Below are 21,689 nucleotides of genomic sequence, written 5' to 3' on the forward strand. Positions count from 1 at the left end.
CGCCGCCGCGCCGCCGCTCCGTGCGGCGCGGCGGCGCGTCGTTCGTTCAGTAGGGGCGGCCGAGCCGGTGCAGGATCTCGTCCCTGAGCCGGCCGCGGACCGTGCCGCCGAGGCGGTCCTTGTCCCGCTCGTGCGCGGTGAGCAGGGCCTGCGCCACCCGGCCGAAGTTGTGCCAGTCGTGCGGCATCGCGGTGACCCCGCGCACCACCCGGTCGTAGAGCGTCACCAACGCGTCGTCGGTCAGCTCCGTCGTGTCCTCCAGCAGCAGCCGCAGCAGATCGTGCGCGAGCGACGTCGCCCGTTCCCCCTCGGCCGGGACGAACGTGGTCAGCGCCGGGCCGAGGTTGCCGAAGACCGGCTCCAGGGCCAGGAGCAGCGTCGAGGACCCGGAGACGGCCGTCTTGTGCCACAGTTCGTCCCAGTACGAGCGCTGCCACACCGGCCCGCCACGCCCGCGCGGAAAGCCGAACAGCCAGTTGGCGTCCACGGGTTGGGGCTCCTGGACCGTGCCGCTCTCGCGCAGGCTCATCGTCAGTGAACGGCGGCCGTCCTCGTCCCAGTCGGCCCGTACGGTAAACGTGAGAGCGAAGTCCGCCCACTGCTCCTCGTCCATCGACGACCGCCACAGCATGCAGTGCCGGTCCCAGGGGCCGACGGCGTCCGGCGCCTCCGAAAACAGTTCCCGCGCGGTCAGGCGCCCCTTGAGGAGCAGGATCATCAGCACCAGGTTGGCCCCGTAGAGGCCGTGGCGTGCCGTGGTGCGCAGCCGGGGCGCGGGCCGGTACGCGGTGTGCTGGTCGGAGGCGCGGGTCTCGTGCGCGCGCAGCACGTCGACGAGCCGCGCGGCGAGCCGCTCCCGCTCCTGCGGCGGCATCCGGAGCGCCAACTCGCGCCCGAAGCGCACCATCTGACGGGACGACAGCGGCGCGTACGACAGCAGCGCGTACGCCAGGTCGTCATGGATCGGCCCGTCGGCGAGCGTGAACGCGGAAGGGCGCGCGGGCAGCAGGTCGGCCAGCAGCCGCAGCGTCAGCCGCATGGTCAGGTACTCGCCGAACGTCGCGTGCAGGAACTCGTACGTGGCGAGGACGCGGCCGTCGCGCAGCGACTGCGCCCGCTGGACGAAGAAGAACCGGCCGAGCGCGACCTCCGCCGCGTCCAGCGGGGTGTGGAACCCGTTCCCCTCGGCGGGGCGCTCGCCGAGGAGCGCGACGAGGTCCTCGTTGAGGTCGGTGGCGGACACCCACTGCCGCTTGCGGTTGAGCTGGGCGAACGCGACCAGTGAGAGGCGTTGCAGTTCCTCCTCGACCCGCTCGGCCAGGACGCGGTCCGGCAGCGCGGACGAGGCGCCCTTGGCGACCTCCCGCCGGGCGAACGACGACAGCAGTTCCTCGTACAGCTCGGTCACCGCGAGCGGTTCGCCGCCCGCGCGTTGCAGCCCGCCCTCGGTCGCGTCGTACAGCGCCAGCATGGTCAGCAGCAGCGGCTGCGCGGCGATGTCGGCGTGCCGCGCGACCACCTCCCAGGTCAGTGGGCGCAGCGTGCCGGTGTTGGCGTCGTTCCACACCGCCAGCCACTGCCGCACCTGCTCGGGGCGGAAGGGCTCCAGGCGGAGGGCGACCGTGCCGAGCGGGTAGCGGGCCCGGTCGGCGACGGCCGTCCGGCTCGTCACGAGGGCGAGGACGGGCCGGCCCTGTTCGGCTTCGCGCTGCTGGAAACGGGCCACGCGGACGAGGAAGTCGCTGTGGTGGACGCTCGTCGTCTGGAGCAGTTCGTCGAAGCCGTCGAGGAGCAGGACAGGCGTGGATCCGCCCGCCGACCGCACCAGTTCGGGCCAGCTCGTGCGCTCTCCCGTGGCCGCGCGCACTGCCTGCTCGATCTGGTCCTGCAACTCGTCCTCGGCGCGCACGTCCCGCAGCGGCACCCGCACCGGCAGGAACCCGGCGGCGGGCAGCCGCGCCGCGAGCACCCGCGTCAGCACCGACTTGCCCGCGCCCGGCTGCCCGAGCACGAGCAGCGGGGCGTCGGCGAGCGCGGGGTTGGTGAGGGCCCCGGCGAGATACCGCGTGAGGTCGTGCCGTACGTCGATGCGCTCCCACCAGGACTCGTCGGCGGGCCCGGACTGGCCGCGCGGGGCCGCGACACGGAAGTCGGGGTCGATGTACATGTCCGCGAGAGTGGGGACGCGGATGCCCTCGGGCGCGGTCTCGGCGTCGAGGACGGCATGGCCGAGGACGGCGCCGTACGAGCGGGCCAGCGACGCCGCCACGTCCACGGGCGCCGTGAGGGCCTGGGCCGTGGAGGCGAGGAGCCGGTCGATGCCGTCGAGGGCGCGGCGGACCGCGACCCGGGTCGCCCGGTGCTCGGTCTCCCCGAGCCAGAACGCGAACTCGGGCGCGTGGGAGGCCAGTTCGGCGCGGAGCGTGCGGTACTTGCCGAGGGCGGTGACCTCAAGGCCCGCGAAGGCGGCGCGCAGGGACCGGTGCTGCTCGCCGGTCAGTGCCTCCGTGACGGCGAGTCCGTCCAAGAAGGACAGGAACGCCTCGGCGTAGTGGATGTACCACAACTCCAGCTCGGTCTCCACCAGTTCGGGCGGCAGATGCGGCGCGGGGCAGGGCGCGTCGACCGAGAACAGGTCCTCCCCGTCGCCGGACGCGAGCCGCACCTGCTCGGCGCCGGTCAGCTCCAAGTCACCTAAGGAGAGTGGTAGTTCCGCTTCCTCCAGGGCCTCGAACCAGGCCACGAGCACGATCACCGCGTGGGCCGCCCGCAGCACGTCCGTCCGCTCGGCGCGGCTCGTCGCCCGCCCGAGCCGCCTGCCGACCCCGCGCACCGCGTCCCGCCCGAGCCCGACGATCCGGCCGCGCTCGGACAGCATCCCGAGGACGGTGCCGCTCGCCCCGCCCGTCGCCAGGTTCAGCGCACCGCCGAGCGCCCGGTCCAGCGCGGCGACCCGCTCGGAGTCCACCCCCAGCAGTCCCAGAGCGTCGGCGAGCGACAACAGTCTGCGCGACCCCATGCAAGCCCCCCGGCCCGTCCCTCGTACGAGCCTCCCAGCCTACGAGCGCGTTGCGCCCGCCGCAGGGCGATGGCTTACCGTGTGGCCGTGGACAGTCAGGGTGAGCGGGCGGTTCGGCTGCGCCTGACAGGGGCCGCGGCCCTCGCCGTCGTGTCCTCGGGCGCCGGCGCGTGGGCGTACGCGCGCAGCGGCGCCACCGCCTCCGACCTCGTCCGCGACCTCGCCGTCGGCTGGGCGTACGTCGTCGCCGGGCTCGCCGCCTGGCGGCGCAGGCCCGCGAACCACACCGGGCGACTGATGGTCCTCGAAGGCGTCACCTGGTTCTTCGGCAACCTGCAAGGGACCTCCGTCCCCGCGCTGTTCACGTTCGGCGCGTGGTGGGAGGCGCTGAACATGGCGGTGCTTCTGCACCTCGTGCTGTCCTTCCCCGAGGGCCGCCTGACCACGGTGCTCACCCGCCGCCTCGTGCGGGCCGCGTATCTGCTCGTCGCGGTCGGCGGGCTGCTGCGCACGATGATGTTCGACCCCGCCCGCGACACCGGCGCCACCTACCTCGACTGCCGCGGCTGCGGCCCGAACCTCTTCCTCGTACCGTCGTGGAACGGCCTGTTCGACACCTTCGACGCCGTCTACCACGCCATCGGCTGGGTCATCTCCGCCGTCGCCGCCGCCGCGATCGTGCTGCGCTGGCGGCACGCCTCCGCCGCCCGCCGCCGCGCCCTGCTGCCCGCCTGGTGCGGCATCGGCGTCGCCGTCGTCTTCCTGATGTGGGACATGCTGTTCTACGTCGTCCCCTGGGTCGGCGACGTCGGCTCGGTCGCCGAGCAGGCCGTCTATCTGATGTCGGACCTCGCGCAGGTCGCCGTGCCCTTCGCGTTCCTCGGCGGGCTGCTGCGCATGCACCTGCAACGCGCCGAGGTCAGCGGCCTCGTCCTCGACGTCGGCACCGACCCCGACCCCTCCCGGGTGCGCGAGGCGCTGGTGCGCGCGCTCGGCGACCCGACGCTGCGGCTCGGCCTGTGGCACGAGGAGCGCGCCGCGTACGTCGACGCCGCGGGCGGCGAGGTCACGCCCGCGGGCCCCGGCCGCACCCCCGTACGCGCCGCCGACGGCCGCCCCCTCGCCCTGCTGCATCACGACCCGGCGCTCGCCGAGGACCCCGAACTCCTGGAGTCCGTCGGTGCCGCGCTGCGCCTCGCGCTGGAGAACGTGTGGCTGCGCACCCGCGCCAAGGACGTCGCCACCCGCATCGTGCGCGCCGCCGACGCCGAACGCGGCCGGCTGGAGCGCGACCTGCACGACGGGGCGCAGGCCCGCCTCGTGTTCGCCCTGATGTCGGTGCGCCGCGTCCAGCGGGGCCTCGACGGCCATCCCGACGCCGGGGTGCGGCGCGCCGCCGACGAGGCCGAGCAGAACCTGCGCCTGGCCATCGAGGAGCTGCGCGGCATCGCCCACGGCATCCATCCGGCGGTCCTCACCCGCGAAGGGCTCGCCCCCGCGCTGCACGCGCTGGCGAAGGAGGCCGCGCTGCCCGTCGTCGTCGCCGCCGAGCCGCGCCGCTACGACCCGCTCGTGGAGAGCACCGCGTACTTCACCGTCTGCGAGGCGCTCGCCAACGCGGCGAAGCACGCGCGCGCCCGCGCGGTCAGCGTCTCGGCGCTCCACCAGGGCGGCCGGCTGGTCATCGAGACGGTCGACGACGGGATCGGCGGCGTCGACCTCGCGCGCGGCACCGGACTGCGCGGTCTCGCGGACCGGCTCGCGGCCGTCGACGGCGTACTGCACATACACAGTCCCGCGGGCGGCGGGACCCGGATCAGGGCGGAGCTTCCGTGCGGGTGATCGTGGCCGAGGACTCGGCGCTGCTGCGGCAGGGCATCGTGCGCCTGCTCACCGACGAGGGTGTCGAGGTGGTCGCCGAACGCGGCGACACGGCGGGCCTCGTCGAACTGGTCGGGGAGCACGCCCCGGACGTCGTACTGCTCGACATCCGGATGCCGCCCACCCACACCGACGAAGGGCTCGTCGCGGCGGCCGCGATCCGCGCGGCGCACCCGGACACGGGCGTGCTGCTGCTGTCGCAGTACGTGGAGACCAGTACGACCGTGCAGGCGCTGGCGGAGCGGCCCGAAGGGCTCGGCTATCTGCTCAAGGAGCGCGTCGCCGACATCGACGAACTCGGCGGCGCCCTCAAGCGCGTCGCGGCCGGCGAGACGGTCCTCGACCCGATGGTGGTGGCCCGCCTCCTGGACGCGCCGCGCCCGCCGGGCCCGCTGGACGAGCTGACCGGCCGCGAGCGGGACGTGCTCGGGCTGATGGCGGAGGGCCGCTCGAACGAGGCCATCGCGCAGAAGCTGGTCATCGGCGGCAAGACGGTCGAGACGCACGTACGGAACATCTTCACCAAGCTGCGGCTCGAACCCGACCTGCTGGAGCACCGCCGGGTCATGGCGGTGCTCACGTACCTGCGGGGCTGACGGCATGCCCGTAGCTGCGGAGACGACGCGTGTGCCCGCCTGTACGGGGATGAGCCACATGCCCGCATCTACGGGGATGACCCGTGTGCCGGCTGTCCGCGTCCCCGGCGCGCACGCGCGCGAGGCGGGAAGAAGTCCCGGCTGTCCGCTCCGGAGACGACGCTCTTCCCCCGTGTCCCCCGTGGTTCCCCCGTGCGTCGTCCGCGGAGCGGTGCCGGATCTCCACCGTAGGGGGCGGCGGGGGAGCGGGACATCAGGGCCAGCCCTGAGACGTGCCGCGCGGGGACGTGACGCGCCCCGCGCCTGTGGCCCCTTCCCAGCGCGGCGGGGCCGGGACTATAGTCCAAAACTAGCAGTGCTAATTAACGCGTCGACCGCTCTCGCCTGGAGCTGACCTTGCGCCCCGTTCACTTCGCCGCCGCCCGCCGCACCCCGATCGGGAAGCTGCGCGGCGCGCTGTCCAGCGTCCGCCCCGACGACCTCGCCGCCACCGTCCTCGCCGGCCTGCTCGCCGACGTGCCCGCCCTCGACCCCGCCCGCGTCGACGACGTGTACTGGGGCGCCGCCAACCAGGCCGGCGAGGACAACCGCAACGTCGCCCGCATGGCCGCCCTCCTCGCGGGCCTGCCCGAGTCCGTCCCCGGCGCCACCGTGAACCGGCTCTGCGCCTCCGGCCTCGAAGCCGTCACCACCGCCGCCCGCACCATCGCCGCAGGCGAGGCCGACATCGTGCTCGCGGGCGGCTCCGAGTCGATGAGCCGCGCCCCCTTCGTGCTGCCGCGCCCCGACGACGCCCTGCCGCACACCCTCCAGACGTACGACACCCGCCTCGGCTGGCGCCTGACCAACCCCCGTATGAAGGACCTGCACGGCGTCCTCGCCATGGGGGAGACCGCCGAGGAGGTCGCGCAGCGCCACGGCGTCTCCCGCGAGCGGCAGGACGCGTTCGCGCTCCGCAGCCATCAGCGGGCCGCCGCCGCCCGCGAGGACGGCCTGTTCGACGCCGAGCTGCTGCCCGTCACCCGGCCCGACGGTGTCGTCGTCGACGCCGACGAGTGCATCCGCCCCGACACCTCCCTCGACAAGCTCGGCGCCCTCAAGCCCGTGTTCCGCAAGGGCGGTTCGGTCACCGCGGGCAACGCCTCCCCGATGAACGACGGCGCCGCCGGACTGCTCCTCGTCGGCGAGGACGCCCTCGCGGACCTGGGCCTGACCTCCCTCGGCCGCTACGTCGCCGGCGCCTCCGCGGGCGTCCACCCCGACGTGATGGGCATCGGGCCCGTCCCCGCCACCCGCAAGGCCCTGGCCCGCGTCGGCTGGAGCCTCGACGACATCGACGAGGCCGAGTTCAACGAGGCGTTCGCCGCACAGGCCCTCGCCTGCGTCGACACCCTCGGCATCGACCCCGACCGGGTCAACGCCACCGGCGGCGCCATCGCGCTCGGCCACCCGCTCGGCTGCTCCGGCGCCCGCATCCTCACCACCCTGCTGCACCGCATGCGCCGCGCGGGCGCCGCCCGCGGCCTCGCCACCATGTGCGTCGGCGTCGGGCAGGGCAGCGCCGTACTCGTCGAACGCGCCTGAACACCCGTACCACGTAAGGACATCGGGCCGGGCGCGGCGGCACCGGACGGGCGATCCCCGCACCGGCGCCACCGCACCGGCCGACAGCACGGAACGGAGCACCACCCCCCATGGCCACCTTGTCCCTCGCCTCGGTCCTCGCCGAGAACGCCCGCCGCCGCCCCCACAAGACCGGCCTCGTCGAAGGCGAACGCCGGTACACCTTCGCCGAGTTGTGGCTGCACGCGCGCAAGCAGGCCGCCGCGCTCGCCGGCCTCGGCGTCCGGCCCGGGGACAAGGTCGCCCTGATGGCACCCAACACCGCCGAGTTCCCGCTCGCCTACTATGCTGCCCTCGCCGCCGGCGCCACCGTCGTCCCCGTCCATCTGCTCCTGTCGGCGCCCGAGGTCCAGCACGTCCTCAAGGACAGCGGCGCGTCCCTGCTCCTCGTCCACCCGGCGCAGGCCGCGACCGGCGAGGCCGCCGCGGGAGCCGTCGGCGTACGCACCCTCGCGCTCGGCGCGGACGGCGAACTGGAGAAGCTCACCGACGCCGCCGAACCGCTCGCCACGTACGCCACCCGCGACGCGGACGACCCGGCCGTCGTCTTCTACACCAGCGGCACCACGGGCGTCCCCAAGGGCGCCGTCCTCAGCCACTTCAACCTCGTCATGAACGCCACGGTCGACGCGTTCGACTGCCACGAGCACAGCCCCGACGCCGTCGTCCTCGGCGCGCTGCCCCTCTTCCACGCCTTCGGCCAGACCGCCTCCATGAACGCCGTCTGGCGCGCGGGCAAGACGCTCGTCCTGCTGCCCCGCTTCGACGCGGCGAAGGCCATCGACCTGATGGTCGCCGAGCAGGTCACCGTCTTCCACGGCGTGCCCACGATGTACGTGCACCTGCTCGCCGCCGGCCGGGAGGCCGCCGCGCTGCCCTCCCTCGAACTCGCCGTCTCCGGCGGCGCCTCCCTGCCCGTCGCCGTCCTCGAACGCTTCCAGGAGATGTTCGGCGCGACGATCTACGAGGGATACGGCCTCAGCGAGACCTCGCCGGTCGCCGCCGTCAACCAGCCCTGGTTCGGCGCCGAGCCCGGCACGGTCGGCCACGCCATCTGGGGCGTCGACGTCGAGATCGCCCGCGCCGAGAACGACACCGCGATCGAACTCCTCCCCGCCGGGGAACTGGGCGAGATCGTCGTGCGCGGCCACTGCGTGTTCTCCGGCTACCTGGGCCGCCCGGAGGCGACGGCGGAGGCCCTGGTCGACGGCTGGTTCCGCACCGGCGACCTCGGCACCCGGGACGCGGACGGCAGGGTGCGCATCGTGGACCGCAAGAAGGACGTCATCATCCGCGGCGGGTACAACGTCTACCCGCGCGAGGTCGAGGAGGCCCTGATGCGCCATCCCGGCATCGCCCAGGCCGCCGTCATCGGCCTGCCCGACGCCGTGCACGGCGAGGAGGTCTGCGCGGTCCTCGTGCCCGCGCCGGACGTCACCCTCGACGCCGCCGAGATCACCGCGTGGGCCAAGGAGAACCTCGGCCGCCACAAGTACCCGCGCCGCGTCGAGATCACGGACGGGCTGCCGCTCGGCCCCAGCATGAAGGTTCTCAAGCGCGAACTGCGGGCCGCGTACGGCGACCGCGCCTGAGGCCGTTCACCCGCGCCCGCTCCGCGCCCGGGGGCGGGGTTCGGGTGTGGGTGCGGGCGTGGGCCTGGGCGTGGGCGGCCGGGGATCGTGGGTCTAGCATGCGGCCCACCATGATCGACATACTCGGGATCTCGCCCTGGGCGTTCGCCGCGCTCGCCGCTGCCGCCGTGCTCGTCGGCTTCTCCAAGACCGCCGTCAGCGGCGCCAACACGGTCAGCCTCGCGGTGTTCGCCGCCGTCCTCCCGGCCCGCGCCTCCACGGGTGTCCTGCTGCCGATCCTCATCGCCGGTGACATCCTCGCCGTCCTCACCTATCGGCGGCACGCGCACTGGCCCACGCTGTGGCGGCTGTTCCCGGCCGTCGCCGCGGGTGTGGTCGCCGGGACGGCGTTCCTCGCGTTCTCGGGGGACGGCGCCGTCCGTACGTCCATCGGCGCGATCCTGCTGTTCATGGCGGGTGTGACGCTGTGGCGGCGGCGCACGGCTCAGGCGCCGCGCGCCGAGGAGGAGCAGGCGAGCCGCGCGGGGCGCGTCAAGGCACGTTCGTACGGCGTCCTCGGCGGGTTCACGACGATGGTCGCCAACGCGGGCGGGCCCGTCATGTCCCTCTATCTGCTCTCCGCCGGCTTCCAGAAGCTCGGCTTCCTCGGCACCTCCGCCTGGTTCTTCCTCATCGTCAACACGGCGAAGGTGCCGTTCAGCGCCGGGCTCGGGCTGATCGACGGGCACTCGCTGCTCCTGGACGCGGCCCTGGTGCTGTTCGTGGTTCCCGGGGCGTTCCTCGGCAAATGGGCTGTGAACCGAATCAACCAGCGCCTCTTCGAACAGCTCGTCATCGGCGCGACTGTCCTGGGCGGCCTCCAGCTCCTGCTGCGCTGAGGGGCGCTCGCCGGGCGCCTTACGTGTGCCGTTCCCTGGGGGAGGCGGCGCGGGACGGGTCTGCGGCGCCGGGCGCTCAGGTCGCGGACAGCGCCCGGCTTCCCGTCGTCTGCGCCGGCAGCCCCTGCGCCAGGTCCTCCGCCAGCAGGCGCTTGGCGATCGTGTCCACGGCCGCACGCAGCTCCTTGCCCGCCGGACGTCCCAGATCCGCCTCGATGCGCCGGCCCAGCCACGCGCCCCACGCCCGGTTGATGACAGCGGCCTCGCGCGCGCCGGCGGCCGTGTGCGAGAAATACGTACCGGTACGCGTCAGATAGCCCTCGTCGACCATCCGCTGGAACACCGGCACCAGCACCTCGGGCGGCACCCTGCGGCGCGCCGCGATCATGCCGAGGCTCGCGTGCCCGACCATCCGCGTGAAGAACTCGACCTGCATGACCGCCCACGCGCCAGCGATGTCGAGCCGCGTGTCGGAGTCGTTCAGGACCTCGCGCACGGTGTCGAGCGTCGTCGACTTCACGAGGTTGCCGACCGCCCGCTCCAGCAGATGCGCCGGGTCGCCCGTCGACGGCTGCGCGAACCCCTCGCCCATGTCGGACGAGCCCACGCGCGCGCTGTCGCGGAGCGGCACCTGCTTGAGGAACAGCGCCACCAGGAACCCGATCAGCGCCACGGGCACCGTCCACAGGAACACCGTGTGCAGCGAGTCCGCGTACGCCTGCACGATCGGCTCCCGGGCCGGCCCCGGCAGCGCGTGCAGCCCCGCCGGGCTCTGCGCCGCCCGCGCGAGCGCCGCCGGGTCGAGCCCGGACCCGGCCCGCGCCGCCTCCGCCACGCCGTCCGCCAGATGGGGCTTGAGGGCGTTGGCGTAGATCGTGCCGAAGACGGCGGTGCCGAAGGAACTGCCGAGCGTACGGAAGAACGTCACGCCGGAGGTCGCCGTGCCGAGGTCCGCGTACTCGACGGTGTTCTGCACGGCGATGGTCAGCACCTGCATGCACAGGCCGATGCCGGCGCCCAGCACCAGCATGTACACCGACTCCAGGCCCGTCCCGGAGTCCGGGCCCATCAGCGACAGCAGGAACAGGCCGACCGCCATCACCAGCGCGCCGACGATGGGGAAGACGCGGTAGGAGCCCGTCTTGCTGACGACGTTGCCGGAGAAGATCGACGCGATCAGCAGACCGATCACCATCGGCAGCGTGCGCACCCCGGAGATCGTGGCCGAGTCCCCGTCCACGTACTGCAGATACGTCGGCAGGAACGTCATCGCGCCGAGCATGGCGAAGCCCACGATGAAGCTCAGGATCGAGCACACCGTGAACACCGGGTTGGCGAACAGCCGCATGGGCAGCATCGGTTGGCTCGCCCGCGTCTCCACCCAGCAGAACGCGGCCAACGCGACGACACCGCCCGCGAACAGGCCGATGATGACGGGCGAGCCCCACGCGTACTCGTTGCCGCCCCAACTCGTCGCCAGGATCAGGGCGCTCGCCCCGACCGCGACGAGCGCGATGCCCAGGTAGTCGATGACGGGCCGCGCCGCCGACTTCACGACGGGGATCGTACGGGCGGCGGCGATGACGACGACGATGGCGATCGGTACGTTCACGTAGAACGCCCACCGCCACGTCAGATGGTCCGTGAACAGCCCGCCCAGCAGCGGCCCGATGACCGTGGACACGCCGAACACCGCGCCGATCGCGCCCTGGTACTTGCCGCGTTCACGCAGCGGGATGACGTCCGCGATGAGCGCCATCGACGTCACCATGAGCCCGCCCGCGCCGATGCCCTGCATCGCACGCCAGGCGATCAGCAGCGTCATGTTCGTGGCGAGCCCGCACAGGAACGAGCCCGTGATGAACACGATCGCCGACACCTGGAAGACGACCTTGCGGCCGAACAGGTCACCGAACTTGCCGACCAGGACCGTGGCGACCGTCTCCGCCAGCAGGTACGAGGTGACCACCCACGACATGTGCGCCGCGCCGCCCAGGTCGGACACGATCGTCGGCAGCGCCGTCCCGACGATCGTCTGGTCCAGCGCCGCGAGCAGCATGCCGAGCATGATCGTCACGAAGACGACGTTGCGGCGGCGCTTGTCCAGGACGGGTGGGGCGGCGGCCGGTGCGGCGTCTTCTTCCACAGTGCTGGTCACCCTCGCAGGGTCACATTCGGCTCGGCGCCGTGCATGTGGGTAGGGGCCGTATCGGTGACGGTTCCCTCCGGGGTGGGGGCGGGGAGTTGTGCGGGGAGTGAGGTCTGGGGTGGGCCCCTGGTCGGCCTGGTGCGGCGCCGTCGTGGCTGGTCGCGCAGTTCCTCGCGCCCCTGAGGGGGCGTTGGTGGGGGGCGTTTAGGTGTCTTCGGCGGGGGGGGGGCGTTTAGGTGTTCTGGGGGGTGGGGCGTAGGTGGGGGGCCGTGGCTGCTGGGTCCAGCGGGGGGCCGCCCCGTTCGACCTGGGTCGCCAGGTTCTGGGCCCAGGTGATCAGGCCGGCCACGTCCAGCCCCGCGGGCGGCTCGCCCGGCCAGGTGGCGACGCCGTCCGCGCCGCGCCGCAGCAGCCGCGCCCCGCCCGCCGCGTTCCCGCGGGCCGCGTGCGTGAGGCCGACGGCCATCTGCGCCAGCGCCCGCCACAGCCCGCGCTCCCGCTCCGGCCCGGCCTTCCAGGCCTCCTCGAAGACCTCGTGGGCGTGGAAGGGGCGCCCCGCGTCCAACAGTTCCTGCGCCGCGTCGACGGTCTCGGCGGCGGAGCGCGAGACGCCCTCGGGCTGCCGGTCGACGCCGGGCGCGCCGTAGGGGAGGGGACGTCCGAGACCGTCCCGGGGGCGGGCGTTACGGGCCCGGCCCTGCTCGTCACGGTCCCGGCCGGCTGCGTTCGCGGTGCTCATGCCCCGATTGTCACGCACCGCGCCCGACGCGTGCGGATCCGGTTTCAAACCACCCGTGAGCTTGGGGTATTGTTCTTCTTGTCGCCGCCGGACGGGACTCCCGCGAGGCAGACGGCATCGGGACGTGGCGCAGCTTGGTAGCGCACTTGACTGGGGGTCAAGGGGTCGCAGGTTCAAATCCTGTCGTCCCGACTCGAAAGAGTCGTAGATCAGGGCCGGTATCGGAGAAATCCGACACCGGCCTTTGGTTGTTTTTGGGGACCACTGGGGGACCAGTGGGGGCCCGGCATCCTCGGCGGCAAAGCCGCCTGCTTCGGCGCAGTCCTCGCCCCTGCTCACTCCGATGCCGTGTAGTTCCTATGCCATTGGCATGAGTGGCGCGCGCCGCTTCGCACCGTAGGCATGCGGTGATCTTTTACTACTTTCACACATGCGGGTGTGGAGGGACGGTTCGCTGGGTGCGGCCGTCGTCAGAGCGGTCTCGCTTGCCTTCCGCCCGCGGATGAGGAGTGCGCGTGGACAGGTCCGGGCTTGCGGGGACGGTTGCCGCCGTCATGCTGACGGCGGGGGTGGTCGGTGCTTCGGCGTTGGCTTTCGGCGACACCAGCGCGGCGGCACGGGCACCTGGGGCGGTGGCCGCGGCTGTGAGCGAGAGCCCCACGAACCAGGCTCCGGCGCCTCCGTCCGCGTCGGCCGTGGCCGCGAGCGTGCCGTCGGTGTCGCATCCGCCGGTTGCGCAGGAGAAACCCTGCGCCGGGTCGGACGGGGCCTCGCCGTCGCCGGCGTGCAAGATGAAATCCGAGGTGGCCGGTCGCTTGAGCGCTTGCCCGCCCACGACCGGCAGCGGTGAGCCCAGCGCGCCGCCGAGCGGGAACGGGGCGTCCGCTCCGGGCCGGAGCGGGGCGCGGCCGGCTGCCGGGGAGCCCGCGCCGTCCGGCGAGCCGCACCTGTCGACGTGCATGGACGGCGTCGTCGGACTCCAGGGAGCCCATACGCACCAGCAGTCCTACCAGGACGCGTTGGAGTCGAAGGTCTCGGGCTTCCAGGAGGGGCGCAAGCCGCGCGAAACCCCGTACGCGTCGGCGGCGGCGGTCCTGTGCGAGATCGTGCTGCCCTCGCAGGAGCCCGTTCCCGGGGACATCACCCAGTACGACCCGCGCGGCACCTACTGCTCCTCCCCGCCCGCAGCTCCCCCCGCCAAGCAGTGACGGCGCTGCTCGCGCGGGTCCTTCGCGCGGCGTGCCCCCCAACCACCGGCGGCCCTGGGGCCGACGAGAAGAGGAGAAGACGTGAGACGTCCCCGAAGTCGGCGCCTGGCCGCGGCCGTGGGTGCGAGCCTGGCGTGCGGGCTGCCCGTGGCCGCACTGCCGGCGGCTGCCGCGCCGGCGGCATTCGCACGGGCCGCGGCTGAGCCGCCCCCGCTGGAGAAGGAACCGGTCGACGTACCGGTGGTCAACGGTGACTTCAGCCGCCCCACGGTCACCAACCGCACCGAGAAGGCGCCGCAGGACTGGGGCAAAGGGCTGACCGGCCGCACGGACGCGGCCGGCTTCAATGTCCCGGCCGGGCCGAACATGGCGGGCCGGGGTCAGGAGCAGGCGGCGCGTGTGGACGCCACCGCGCCCCCGAGCGCGAGCCTTCCGGCGTTCAAGACACGGTTGTGGGGGGTGCGCGCGGGCTCAGAGGTGACCTTGAAGTTCGAGTACAGCCCTTCCACCAATAAGGCCTGTACCGGGGTGTACGCCGACGACGCTGCCCGTACGTCGCTGCATGTGCTGGTCGACGGCAAGCGGGGCGGTGAGAACGACAAGCAGTTCAGTCTGGAGAAACCGGAGGCGGAGAAGGCGCACTGGAAACCGTCCGGCCCCCTCACCTTCACGGCCGGCTCCGACGAGCCACAGGTGATCTTCTATCTGGGCGTCACAGGCTCCTACCAGATGAACGAGTGCCACCCGATGATCGCCGCGGTGTCCGCCAAGCAGCGGGCCATCAAGGTGGACAAGGGCGCGCCGAAGAACGCACTGCCACCCGCCCGGGCCTATGTGGGCAACGAGCCCTACGCCGGCGTGCTGAGCGACACGGGGGCTGACAACCCGCTGCTCGCATGCGCGGGGGCCACCCCTGATGCCACGACGACGACTCCTAGCGGCTCCTGCGCCTTCACTGTGGATCAGCGGTACTCGTACGGTTACTACGACCGTCCGCGTCCGGTCGGTGAGGTGTACGAGAACTGCACCTTCGGCGAGAACGGTGCCTCGGCGGCGCTGCGGGACAAGCGCCAAGTCACGTACCGGGAGCGCACGTTCGACAGCATCACGCAGAGCAAGCACGCACAGTTCCTCGAGCCAGGGGAGGACGAGGGACTGACCACGGCGGACCTGCGACGCGACCCCTCCCACGCCGCCAAACCGAACCCGGCACCCGGCACCTCCGGAAAGGTCACGGACGACTCCTCCCAGACAGCGGCGGGGAAGGCGGCGACGCACTTCGCCGCCGCGTACGAGAGGGTGCGGCAGCAGCCGTGGCAGTGGTCGCGGACGGTGGATCGCACGATCGATGTGATCACGCCTCAGGGACACGCCAGTTGGATGGAGGTGTCTGCCGCCCGCGAGCGGGTGGACGGCCACTACACCGCCTACCCGGACAAGGCGACGAAGGTGTACCGCCTGTACACGCAGTACGACGGTCCCTCGCGGATCACCTCCGACCGCGTCTACCAGCGGCACGGATCGATGTCCCCGACCGAGGTGGCGCGGTGCAAGACGTTCCGCCCCATGCCCTACACCCCGGCGAACGACCCGGTGCTGCCGTACGACCCGGCCGACGGCGATGTCAGCGACACGTCGGAGACTCCGGGAACGGCGGTGAGCGCGGACAAGCCCACGACCTGAGAGTGACAACGGCGGAGCGGCCGGGCCCGGGGGAGATCCCGGGCCCGGCCGCTCCGCCGCGATGGTCAGTTCAGGGGGATGCGCCAGGTCTGCTCGGGCCTGCGACCGTCCGCCTCCGGAACGCGCCTGGCGCCGTCGCCGACAGCGCGTGTCAGTGTGCGTCCCGGGGAGGATTGGCTGTTCTCGTGTGCGCCTTGCTCGGGGTTGAGCGCACCGGACTGCTCGGGTTTCTTCGGGCAGCGGGTGGAGTTGTAGACCTGGCCGATGAGGGTGCTCGCGTTGCTGGTGGAGGGGGTGTGCATGGAGAAGTCCTCCAGCTTCTTGCCGGTCTTGCTGTTCTCCATCTCGCCGTTGACCTGCATCATGGCGAAGGTGGCGCCGAACTCCAGGACCTTGCCGGGGCGGACCTTGAACGTGTGCGCCGTGGTCTCCTTGACCGTGCTCGTCCAGGACTTGGCGAACTTCGCGCGGAAGGCGGCGGTGAAGCTCGCACGCGCCCCTACGAGCACGGAGTCGCTGGCCCCGACATGGGCGGTGTCCTTGCCCGTCGCGGTGGCGCTCGCCTGTGAAGTGGCGCTGGTGGTGGTCGAGGCGTTCGCCTTGGCGCTGTGCGGGGTCCACGTCTGATGTGTGGTCTGGTTGGTGTTCTGCTTGGTGGCCGAACCAGTGACCTCGGCCGTGTCGTCCACCGTGACGGTGGCCGTGTTGTTGATGGTGCCCTCGAACAGGGCCGAGCCGGAGATCTCGCCCTCCACGTTGTCCGTGGACGAGGACGTCAGCTCCACCGTCTTCGTCACCGTGATCGTGTCGTCGGTGCAGTTCTCCACCTTGTTGCCGACGGAGACGAGAGCCGTGGTGTACTCCTTCGCCTCCTTGATCTTGAACGCGCACGTGGGGGCGGCATCGCCCTTCTCGCACTCTTTGAGGGCGGCTCGATAGTCGACGGGCTGCTTGTGCGCGTCGTACGCCCGGGCCTGGGGCAGTGCGGGCAGCTCGACTGAACCGGTGCTGATGCTGTCGGCGCGGGCGGGTGCGCCGAGCACGGTCAGGGACAAGGAGGAGAGCGCGGCGACAGAGCAGGCACGACGCAGCGAACGGCGCACCGCGGACGGTGGTGTGGACACGGGAGGCTCCTGTGGGGGCGTGAGCGGGGGGAGACGGGGAGACCCGCGGGGAGACGGGGCGGCGGTGGCAGCCCCGTACCCGGTGATCACGCGCATCCTAAGTTCGACACAGAAGCAAAAAGGCGTAAAACGCCTTTTATCCTATTTTCAGGGTGCTTTGCACCTGATTGCCGCCTCGGGCGGCCTATGCTCAGCCGCAGGTGTCCTCGCAATCCCCGAAGTTGTCCCACGAGTAGTACTCCGTGTTGGTGGGCACCCTGTCGGCCGAGAAGACGCAGACCTGATCCTCCTCGGACCAGTAGTAGCGAGCGTCGTCAGGCCCTGCGGCGCGGAAGTCCTTGGGGTGGCACCTGTCGTCATCGCGCCGCGCGAGATCGGACATCGTGTGCGCCGATGCGCGTACCGGCTGTGCGGGTGCGGGTGCGGCTACGGCGGGTCCCGCGCTCAGAGCGAGGGCGACGGCGGTGTAAGCGATGACTGCGAAACGCATGGGAGAGCCCCTTCGAGCGAGGTGACGTCCCGTCGGTGTGCGGGACGCCCGGAGGCGCCCGGAGGCGCCCCCGACGAGCATGCGGCGCTCCTCCGGGAACGACCGTGCCCTCCGCGCCGAACCACGCCCATTTCACCCTGCCAGTGCAAGGTCCCTCAGCGGCTCACCTTCGTGGACTTCATGTGAACGAGGTCCCGCGAGACGTGACCGCGTCTAATCGGTGATCTCAAGCGTGAAGTACCTGATGGAGAGCGCCTGATCCGAGCCGTTGTTGTCGATGCGCTCCACCCATGCGCCTCCGAAGTTGTACCGCTTCAGCACCCATCCCATCTTGTCGTACACCACGATGGACATGTTCTTGAGGCGGCCTTCGCGGCCGGCTATCGCGTCGTCGATCCAGCGGTCGACGACAGGATTGTGGTACGACCCGCGTTGCAGGACCACTGTGTGGGTGTTGGTGTTCCAGCTGGTGACGGACGAGATGAATTCGACGGAAACACCGTCGAACTTCATGATGAAGTTGCTCGCGCCTGGGCAGTAATTAGGGTTGCAGGGGTTGTCTTCGGCGGCGGCCGTGGATGCGGCGGCCGCCTCGGTCGCCAGCGTGGCCCCCGTCAGCGTCAGCAGAGCCGCACTGGCGACAGCGGCCCCACGCATCGCCCAGCGCCTGCCGCGAAGTACGTTCATTTCGGTCCCCTCCCGTAAAGCATGTCGGATGAATGTTTCTACCCTGTAATGACGCGCGAGGGATCCGTGTTTCCGGTCAGATGTGTCGATGGTTTGAGCCGGTCGCCGATTGACCCGACCTCTGTGGGGTACTGGCCGCCGCGAGCCCCGACAGGGGGCCCGAGTGGGTTTCGTGCCGCACGGCGCGAGGCGAGGCGGTCGTTTCGCGCCGTCGTCCGCCCGGGTCCACCATGGAGAACGGCGTTCAATGGCCTCCATGGGCGAACGAAAGAGCGGGGCCGGAAGGGAGCGGGAGAACGATGCAGATCGGATACAAGCTGGCCGCCGAGGCATTCGGCCCCAAGGAACTGGTGCGGCAGGCCGTTCTCGCGGAGAAAGCCGGGTTCGACTTCGTCGAGATGAGCGACCATTACCATCCGTGGCTGGATGTGCAGGGCCATTCGCCCTTCGCCTGGTCCGTCCTCGGGACCATCGCCGCGCGCACGGAACGGATCGGCCTGGCGACCGGTGTCACCTGCCCGACCGTGCGCTACCACCCCGCGATCATCGCCCAGGCCGCCGCCACGCTCGCCCTGCTGTCCGACGGGCGCTTCACCCTCGGCATCGGTTCGGGTGAACGGCTCAACGAGCACGTGACCGGTGAAGGATTTCCCAATTCCGTACCGGAACGGCATGCCCGGCTCCGCGAGGCACTGGACATCATCCGGCTGCTGTGGAAGGGCGGATACCAGTCCTACGACGGACGGTATCTGCGTCTCGACGACGCCCGCGTATTCGACCTGCCCGACGAACTCCCGCCGATCGCCGTCGCCGCCGGCGGCCCTCTTTCCGCCCGTATCGCGGCCGAACTCGGCGACGGCCTCTTCGCCACCGAGCCCAGCGGCACCATCGTGAATGCCTACCAGACCGCCGGCGGAAAAGGCCCGCGTTACGCGGAGGTGCCGCTCGCCTGGGCCGAGGACGCGGACACCGGCGCCGACGCGGCACTGAAGACCTCGCGCTGGGCGCTCACCGGCTGGAAAGTCATGTCGGAACTCCCCAACCCGGCCAATTTCGAGGCGGCCACCTCGACCGTCCGCCGCGAGGACATTCTGGAGCAGTTCGCGTGCGGCACGGACCCCGACCGCTGCGTCGAAGTCGCCCAGCCTTTCGTCGACGCCGGCTACGACCGCCTCGTGATGCAGAACGCGGGCCCCGACCCGGACGGCTTCATCGACTTCTACCAGCGCGAACTCGACCAGCGCCTGCGCGCCCTCACCCCGTCCGGCGGCTCCACCGGGCCGAGCTGAGCGTCCAGGCGTGGTCGACAGCGTCCTGCACTTCGGGGACGTCGAGCGCGTCAGAGGCGTTCGGTGGTCGGGCCTGGCGGCAGGTGGACGGTCATGACGAGGTGGCAGGCGGACGCGCCCGCGCCGCGGTAGGTGTGGCCCGCGTCGGCGTGGAACGTGGCCGTCTGCCCCTCCTCGACCGGGTGTTCCACGCCGTCGACGACGAGCACCATGCGCCCTGCGGTGACACTGACGGTCTCGACGACACCGGCCTGATGCGGGTGGCTCGGGTACTCCTCGCCCGGCTCCAGCGTCCAGCGCCAGACCTCCACCGGCGCCGGCCCCGGCGTCGTCAGCATCAGCCGCGCCTCGCTGCCGCGCTCACCCGTCCACAGCGGCTTCACCGCGCCGGCCGACACCACACGTACGCGATCCTCGGCGGGACCGTCCAACAGCGCGGAGACCGAGACGCCGAGGGTGTCGGCGAGCCGGACCAGGGTGGCGAAGTTCGGGTTGCCCTGGGCTCTCTCCAGGCCCACCAGCGCACCCTTGCTCACCTTCGCCCGCCGCCCCAGCTCGTCCAGGGACAGGCCCGCGCGAGTGCGGGCCTGCTTGACGTTGTGCGCGAGCGTGCGCAGGGCCACGTCTGTCTCGGCCACCTGATCGCCTTTCTTACGGGTCTTCTCCCGAGGTCCCGGGGTCGCCGGTCGGTGGAATGTGCCGCGCGGTCGTTCGGTTGACTCAGGACGGTCATTCCGTTGTACCGTTCAGTCGTTCCACTGTAAGGGCGAGCGCCTCGGCGCCGCCGGGCTGATCGGCCTGCCGCTCGCGCTCGTGGCCGTCGTCCTGGTCAGCGCCGGTCACGGCGCGGGCGCGTCACGGCCTTCCCGTACGGCCATGCTGCTGGCCCTGGGTGCGGGCGCGGCCATCGCGCTGCAACTCGTCTGCCTGCATCAAGCGCCGACAGGCAGCGGGGTCGCGCCGCTGATCGCGGGCCGCGCCGTGTCGTCCGTGGTCACCCTGGCCGCCGCCGGGCTGCTGCGCGGCAGGCTCGGTCCGGAGAAGCCCGCCTACGCCGTGTCCGCCGCCGCCGGAGTGCTGGACTCGCTGGCGAACCTGCTGTTCCTGCTGGCCGCGCGCAGCGGCGACCTCACCGTCGTCGCCGTCATCACGGCGCTGTACCCGGCGGGCACGGTCCTGCTGGCCCGGGGCGTCCTCGCCGAACGCATCCACAGAGGCCAGCTCGTCGGCCTCGGCGCCGCCGCCGTCGCCGTCAGCCTCCTCGCTCTCACCTGACCCGGCCGCCCCGCCCCCGCGCGGCAGTCCCGTACCCCCGGCACGGCAGTCCCGTAACTCGCTGCCCTCCGCCGCCAGTTGCACCCGCCGCCCCCCACTGAACGGAGCCCCGCACATGACCGCCTTCCGTCTCGCCCCCGCCGTCGCCGCCGCGTTCCCCGACACCCTGATCGCCGTCGTCACCGCCACCGGCCTGCGCGGGCACGGACCCTGGCCCGAGACCGCCGCCGCCCTCGACGACCTGGAGCAGCGGCTCGCGGCCGGTACCTGGGCGCCGGCCGACGAGACCGATCCCCGAGTCGCGGCGTGGCACACCGCCTACCGGTCGTTCGGCACCAACCCGAGGCGTGTCCGCCCCAGCGTCGACGCGCTCGGCCGCCGCCTCGCCAAGAAGGGGTCCCTGCCCCGGATCGGCCCGGCCGTCGACTCGTACAACGTCGTGTCCGTACGGCACGGACTGCCCGCCGGGGCCTTCGACCTCGACCACGTCACGGGGGACGTCCGCATCCAATACGCGGACGGCACCGAGGAGTTCACGCCGCTCGGCGAGCCCGGCACCGTCGAGAACCCCCGGCCCGGCGAGGTCGTCTACACCGACGACCGCCTCGTCCTCACCCGGCACTGGAACCACCGCGACGCCCACCAGACCTGCGTCACCGAGGAGTCCACCCGCGTCGCGTTCCTCCTGGAGACGCTTCGGGCCGGCGAGGACGGCGGCCTGCTGAAGACGGCGGCCGACGAACTCCTCGGCCTGCTCACCCCGCACGCCGAACACACGGCGGTCCGCTTCCTCAGCCCCCAGGAACCGCACGTCCTCGTCTGAGCCCGCGTGCTAGCGTCGGCGCGATTCCGGCGGGGCCGGCCCGTCGTGGCGTACGAGGTGAGGTGCGATGGGGGAGCAGGAAGCGGCGGGGGCGTGCACGCTGCGGCCACTGACCGAGCAGGACATTCCGGCGCTGTTCGAGGTCCAACTCGACCCGGACGCGCAGTGGTTGGCCGCCTTCATGGACCCGGCGGCCGCGCGCGACCCGGAGGCGTACGAGCGGAAGTACCGCAAGATCCTCGCCGACGAGGACATCGTGAACCGGGTCGTCGAGGTCGACGGGCGGATCGTCGGCAGCGTGGCCGCCTTCCCCCTGGAGGGCGAGGTCGAACTCACGTACTGGATCCATCGGGACTGGTGGGGCCGGGGCCTGGCCACCGCGGCGGTCGCCGCGCTGCTGGAGGAGGTCACACACCGGCCGATCCGCGCGCGCGTGGTCGAGGACAACACCGGCTCGGTGCGGGTCCTGGAGCGCAACGGTTTCGTCCGGGTGGGCAGCGAGGAAGCCTTTGCGGCGGGGCGGCAGGCCACGGTCACGGAGCTGATCTACGCCCTGCCCGCCCGGGAGTGAACGGGCGTCGCCGCCGCCCCAGTTGGGCTCCGCCGGGGCGGTCTTGCGCGGGAGCCGCTGCC

Annotated in this window: 17 protein-coding genes, 1 tRNA gene and 1 pseudogene; 12 read left to right on the top strand and 7 right to left on the bottom strand. The window is 72.0% G+C overall.

Features of this window, described 5'->3' with window-relative positions; all coding sequences use genetic code 11:
- Positions 1-46: 46 nt before the first annotated feature.
- Entirely contained in the window at positions 47-3,019 is a 2,973-nt protein-coding gene (locus tag ACZ7LY_RS24510) for an NACHT domain-containing protein (protein ID WP_471626836.1), read from the bottom strand.
- Between the two features lie 87 nt (positions 3,020-3,106).
- On the opposite strand from ACZ7LY_RS24510, the gene ACZ7LY_RS24515 reads away from it, so the two are divergent.
- The 5 genes from ACZ7LY_RS24515 (at position 3,107) to ACZ7LY_RS24535 (ending at position 9,589) form a co-directional block, all read left to right on the top strand.
- The gene (locus ACZ7LY_RS24515) at positions 3,107-4,861 is read left to right on the top strand and encodes a sensor histidine kinase (RefSeq protein WP_471626837.1); all 1,755 of its coding nucleotides are present in this window, start codon (positions 3,107-3,109) and stop codon (positions 4,859-4,861) included.
- On the top strand, positions 4,852-5,496 hold the full coding sequence (locus ACZ7LY_RS24520; RefSeq protein WP_471626838.1) for a response regulator: 645 nt from the start codon (positions 4,852-4,854) through the stop codon (positions 5,494-5,496). The genes ACZ7LY_RS24515 and ACZ7LY_RS24520 overlap by 10 nt, the downstream gene beginning before the upstream one ends.
- Before the next feature lie 396 nt (positions 5,497-5,892).
- Complete coding sequence (locus tag ACZ7LY_RS24525) at positions 5,893-7,080, top strand: thiolase family protein (RefSeq protein ID WP_471626839.1); 1,188 nt, start codon at positions 5,893-5,895, stop codon at positions 7,078-7,080.
- A 110-nt stretch (positions 7,081-7,190) separates the two neighbouring features.
- On the top strand, positions 7,191-8,711 hold the full coding sequence (locus ACZ7LY_RS24530; RefSeq protein ID WP_471626840.1) for a long-chain-fatty-acid--CoA ligase: 1,521 nt from the start codon (positions 7,191-7,193) through the stop codon (positions 8,709-8,711).
- Between the two features lie 110 nt (positions 8,712-8,821).
- On the top strand, positions 8,822-9,589 hold the full coding sequence (locus ACZ7LY_RS24535; protein ID WP_471626841.1) for a sulfite exporter TauE/SafE family protein: 768 nt from the start codon (positions 8,822-8,824) through the stop codon (positions 9,587-9,589).
- A 76-nt stretch (positions 9,590-9,665) separates the two neighbouring features.
- Here the strand turns inward: ACZ7LY_RS24535 and ACZ7LY_RS24540 are convergent, their stop codons facing one another.
- Positions 9,666-11,747 carry an MDR family MFS transporter gene (locus ACZ7LY_RS24540; protein WP_471626842.1) on the bottom strand — a complete coding sequence of 694 codons (2,082 nt, stop codon included), beginning with the start codon at positions 11,745-11,747 and terminating at the stop codon, positions 9,666-9,668.
- 223 nt (positions 11,748-11,970) lie between these two features.
- Positions 11,971-12,477: a DUF309 domain-containing protein gene (locus ACZ7LY_RS24545; protein ID WP_471626843.1), complete on the bottom strand. Its 507-nt coding sequence runs from the start codon at positions 12,475-12,477 to the stop codon at positions 11,971-11,973.
- A 118-nt stretch (positions 12,478-12,595) separates the two neighbouring features.
- Between ACZ7LY_RS24545 and ACZ7LY_RS24550 the strand changes: the two genes are divergently transcribed.
- From ACZ7LY_RS24550 to ACZ7LY_RS24560, 3 genes are all read left to right on the top strand, one after another.
- A tRNA-Pro gene (locus tag ACZ7LY_RS24550) sits at positions 12,596-12,669 on the top strand.
- A gap of 623 nt (positions 12,670-13,292) precedes the next feature.
- Positions 13,293-13,685, top strand: coding sequence for a hypothetical protein (locus ACZ7LY_RS24555; protein ID WP_471626844.1), 393 nt, complete (start codon positions 13,293-13,295; stop codon positions 13,683-13,685).
- Between the two features lie 81 nt (positions 13,686-13,766).
- Complete coding sequence (locus ACZ7LY_RS24560; RefSeq protein ID WP_471626845.1) at positions 13,767-15,368, top strand: hypothetical protein; 1,602 nt, start codon at positions 13,767-13,769, stop codon at positions 15,366-15,368.
- 65 nt (positions 15,369-15,433) lie between these two features.
- Here the strand turns inward: ACZ7LY_RS24560 and ACZ7LY_RS24565 are convergent, their stop codons facing one another.
- The 3 genes from ACZ7LY_RS24565 to ACZ7LY_RS24575 form a co-directional block, all read right to left on the bottom strand.
- Positions 15,434-16,492 carry a hypothetical protein gene (locus ACZ7LY_RS24565; protein WP_471626846.1) on the bottom strand — a complete coding sequence of 353 codons (1,059 nt, stop codon included), beginning with the start codon at positions 16,490-16,492 and terminating at the stop codon, positions 15,434-15,436.
- A 190-nt stretch (positions 16,493-16,682) separates the two neighbouring features.
- Positions 16,683-16,982: a hypothetical protein gene (locus tag ACZ7LY_RS24570; RefSeq protein WP_471626847.1), complete on the bottom strand. Its 300-nt coding sequence runs from the start codon at positions 16,980-16,982 to the stop codon at positions 16,683-16,685.
- A 213-nt stretch (positions 16,983-17,195) separates the two neighbouring features.
- Positions 17,196-17,669, bottom strand: coding sequence for a hypothetical protein (locus ACZ7LY_RS24575; protein ID WP_471626848.1), 474 nt, complete (start codon positions 17,667-17,669; stop codon positions 17,196-17,198).
- Positions 17,670-17,968: 299 nt separating this feature from the next.
- Between ACZ7LY_RS24575 and ACZ7LY_RS24580 the strand changes: the two genes are divergently transcribed.
- Entirely contained in the window at positions 17,969-18,958 is a 990-nt protein-coding gene (locus ACZ7LY_RS24580) for a TIGR03557 family F420-dependent LLM class oxidoreductase (protein WP_471626849.1), read from the top strand.
- A 50-nt stretch (positions 18,959-19,008) separates the two neighbouring features.
- Here ACZ7LY_RS24580 and ACZ7LY_RS24585 read toward each other — a convergent pair whose 3' ends face one another.
- A complete protein-coding gene (locus tag ACZ7LY_RS24585) occupies positions 19,009-19,596 on the bottom strand; it encodes a helix-turn-helix domain-containing protein (RefSeq protein WP_471626850.1) in 588 nt (195 codons plus the stop codon).
- A gap of 124 nt (positions 19,597-19,720) precedes the next feature.
- On the opposite strand from ACZ7LY_RS24585, the pseudogene ACZ7LY_RS24590 reads away from it, so the two are divergent.
- From ACZ7LY_RS24590 to ACZ7LY_RS24600, 3 genes and pseudogenes are all read left to right on the top strand, one after another.
- Positions 19,721-20,233 (top strand): annotated as a pseudogene (locus ACZ7LY_RS24590) (EamA family transporter); the annotation flags it as partial.
- Between the two features lie 115 nt (positions 20,234-20,348).
- Positions 20,349-21,056 (top strand): B3/B4 domain-containing protein, encoded by a 708-nt coding sequence (locus tag ACZ7LY_RS24595; RefSeq protein WP_471626851.1) that lies wholly within the window; start codon positions 20,349-20,351, stop codon positions 21,054-21,056.
- Between the two features lie 67 nt (positions 21,057-21,123).
- The gene (locus ACZ7LY_RS24600) at positions 21,124-21,627 is read left to right on the top strand and encodes a GNAT family N-acetyltransferase (RefSeq protein WP_471626852.1); all 504 of its coding nucleotides are present in this window, start codon (positions 21,124-21,126) and stop codon (positions 21,625-21,627) included.
- The last annotated feature ends 62 nt before the right edge of the window (positions 21,628-21,689 follow it).

It is taken from the genome of Streptomyces sp. NPDC107550, assembly GCF_055639095.1.

Excerpts from the sequence above, each read along its gene's own strand:
- ACZ7LY_RS24575 (WP_471626848.1), bottom strand. The coding sequence starts at position 17,669 with ATGAACGTACTTCGCGGCAGGCGCTGGGCGATGCGTGGGGCCGCTGTC.
- ACZ7LY_RS24570 (WP_471626847.1), bottom strand. The coding sequence starts at position 16,982 with ATGCGTTTCGCAGTCATCGCTTACACCGCCGTCGCCCTCGCTCTGAGC.
- ACZ7LY_RS24530 (WP_471626840.1), top strand. The coding sequence starts at position 7,191 with ATGGCCACCTTGTCCCTCGCCTCGGTCCTCGCCGAGAACGCCCGCCGC.
- ACZ7LY_RS24545 (WP_471626843.1), bottom strand. The coding sequence starts at position 12,477 with ATGAGCACCGCGAACGCAGCCGGCCGGGACCGTGACGAGCAGGGCCGG.
- ACZ7LY_RS24510 (WP_471626836.1), bottom strand. The coding sequence starts at position 3,019 with ATGGGGTCGCGCAGACTGTTGTCGCTCGCCGACGCTCTGGGACTGCTG.
- ACZ7LY_RS24600 (WP_471626852.1), top strand. The coding sequence starts at position 21,124 with ATGGGGGAGCAGGAAGCGGCGGGGGCGTGCACGCTGCGGCCACTGACC.
- ACZ7LY_RS24535 (WP_471626841.1), top strand. The coding sequence starts at position 8,822 with ATGATCGACATACTCGGGATCTCGCCCTGGGCGTTCGCCGCGCTCGCC.
- ACZ7LY_RS24595 (WP_471626851.1), top strand. The coding sequence starts at position 20,349 with ATGACCGCCTTCCGTCTCGCCCCCGCCGTCGCCGCCGCGTTCCCCGAC.
- ACZ7LY_RS24580 (WP_471626849.1), top strand. The coding sequence starts at position 17,969 with ATGCAGATCGGATACAAGCTGGCCGCCGAGGCATTCGGCCCCAAGGAA.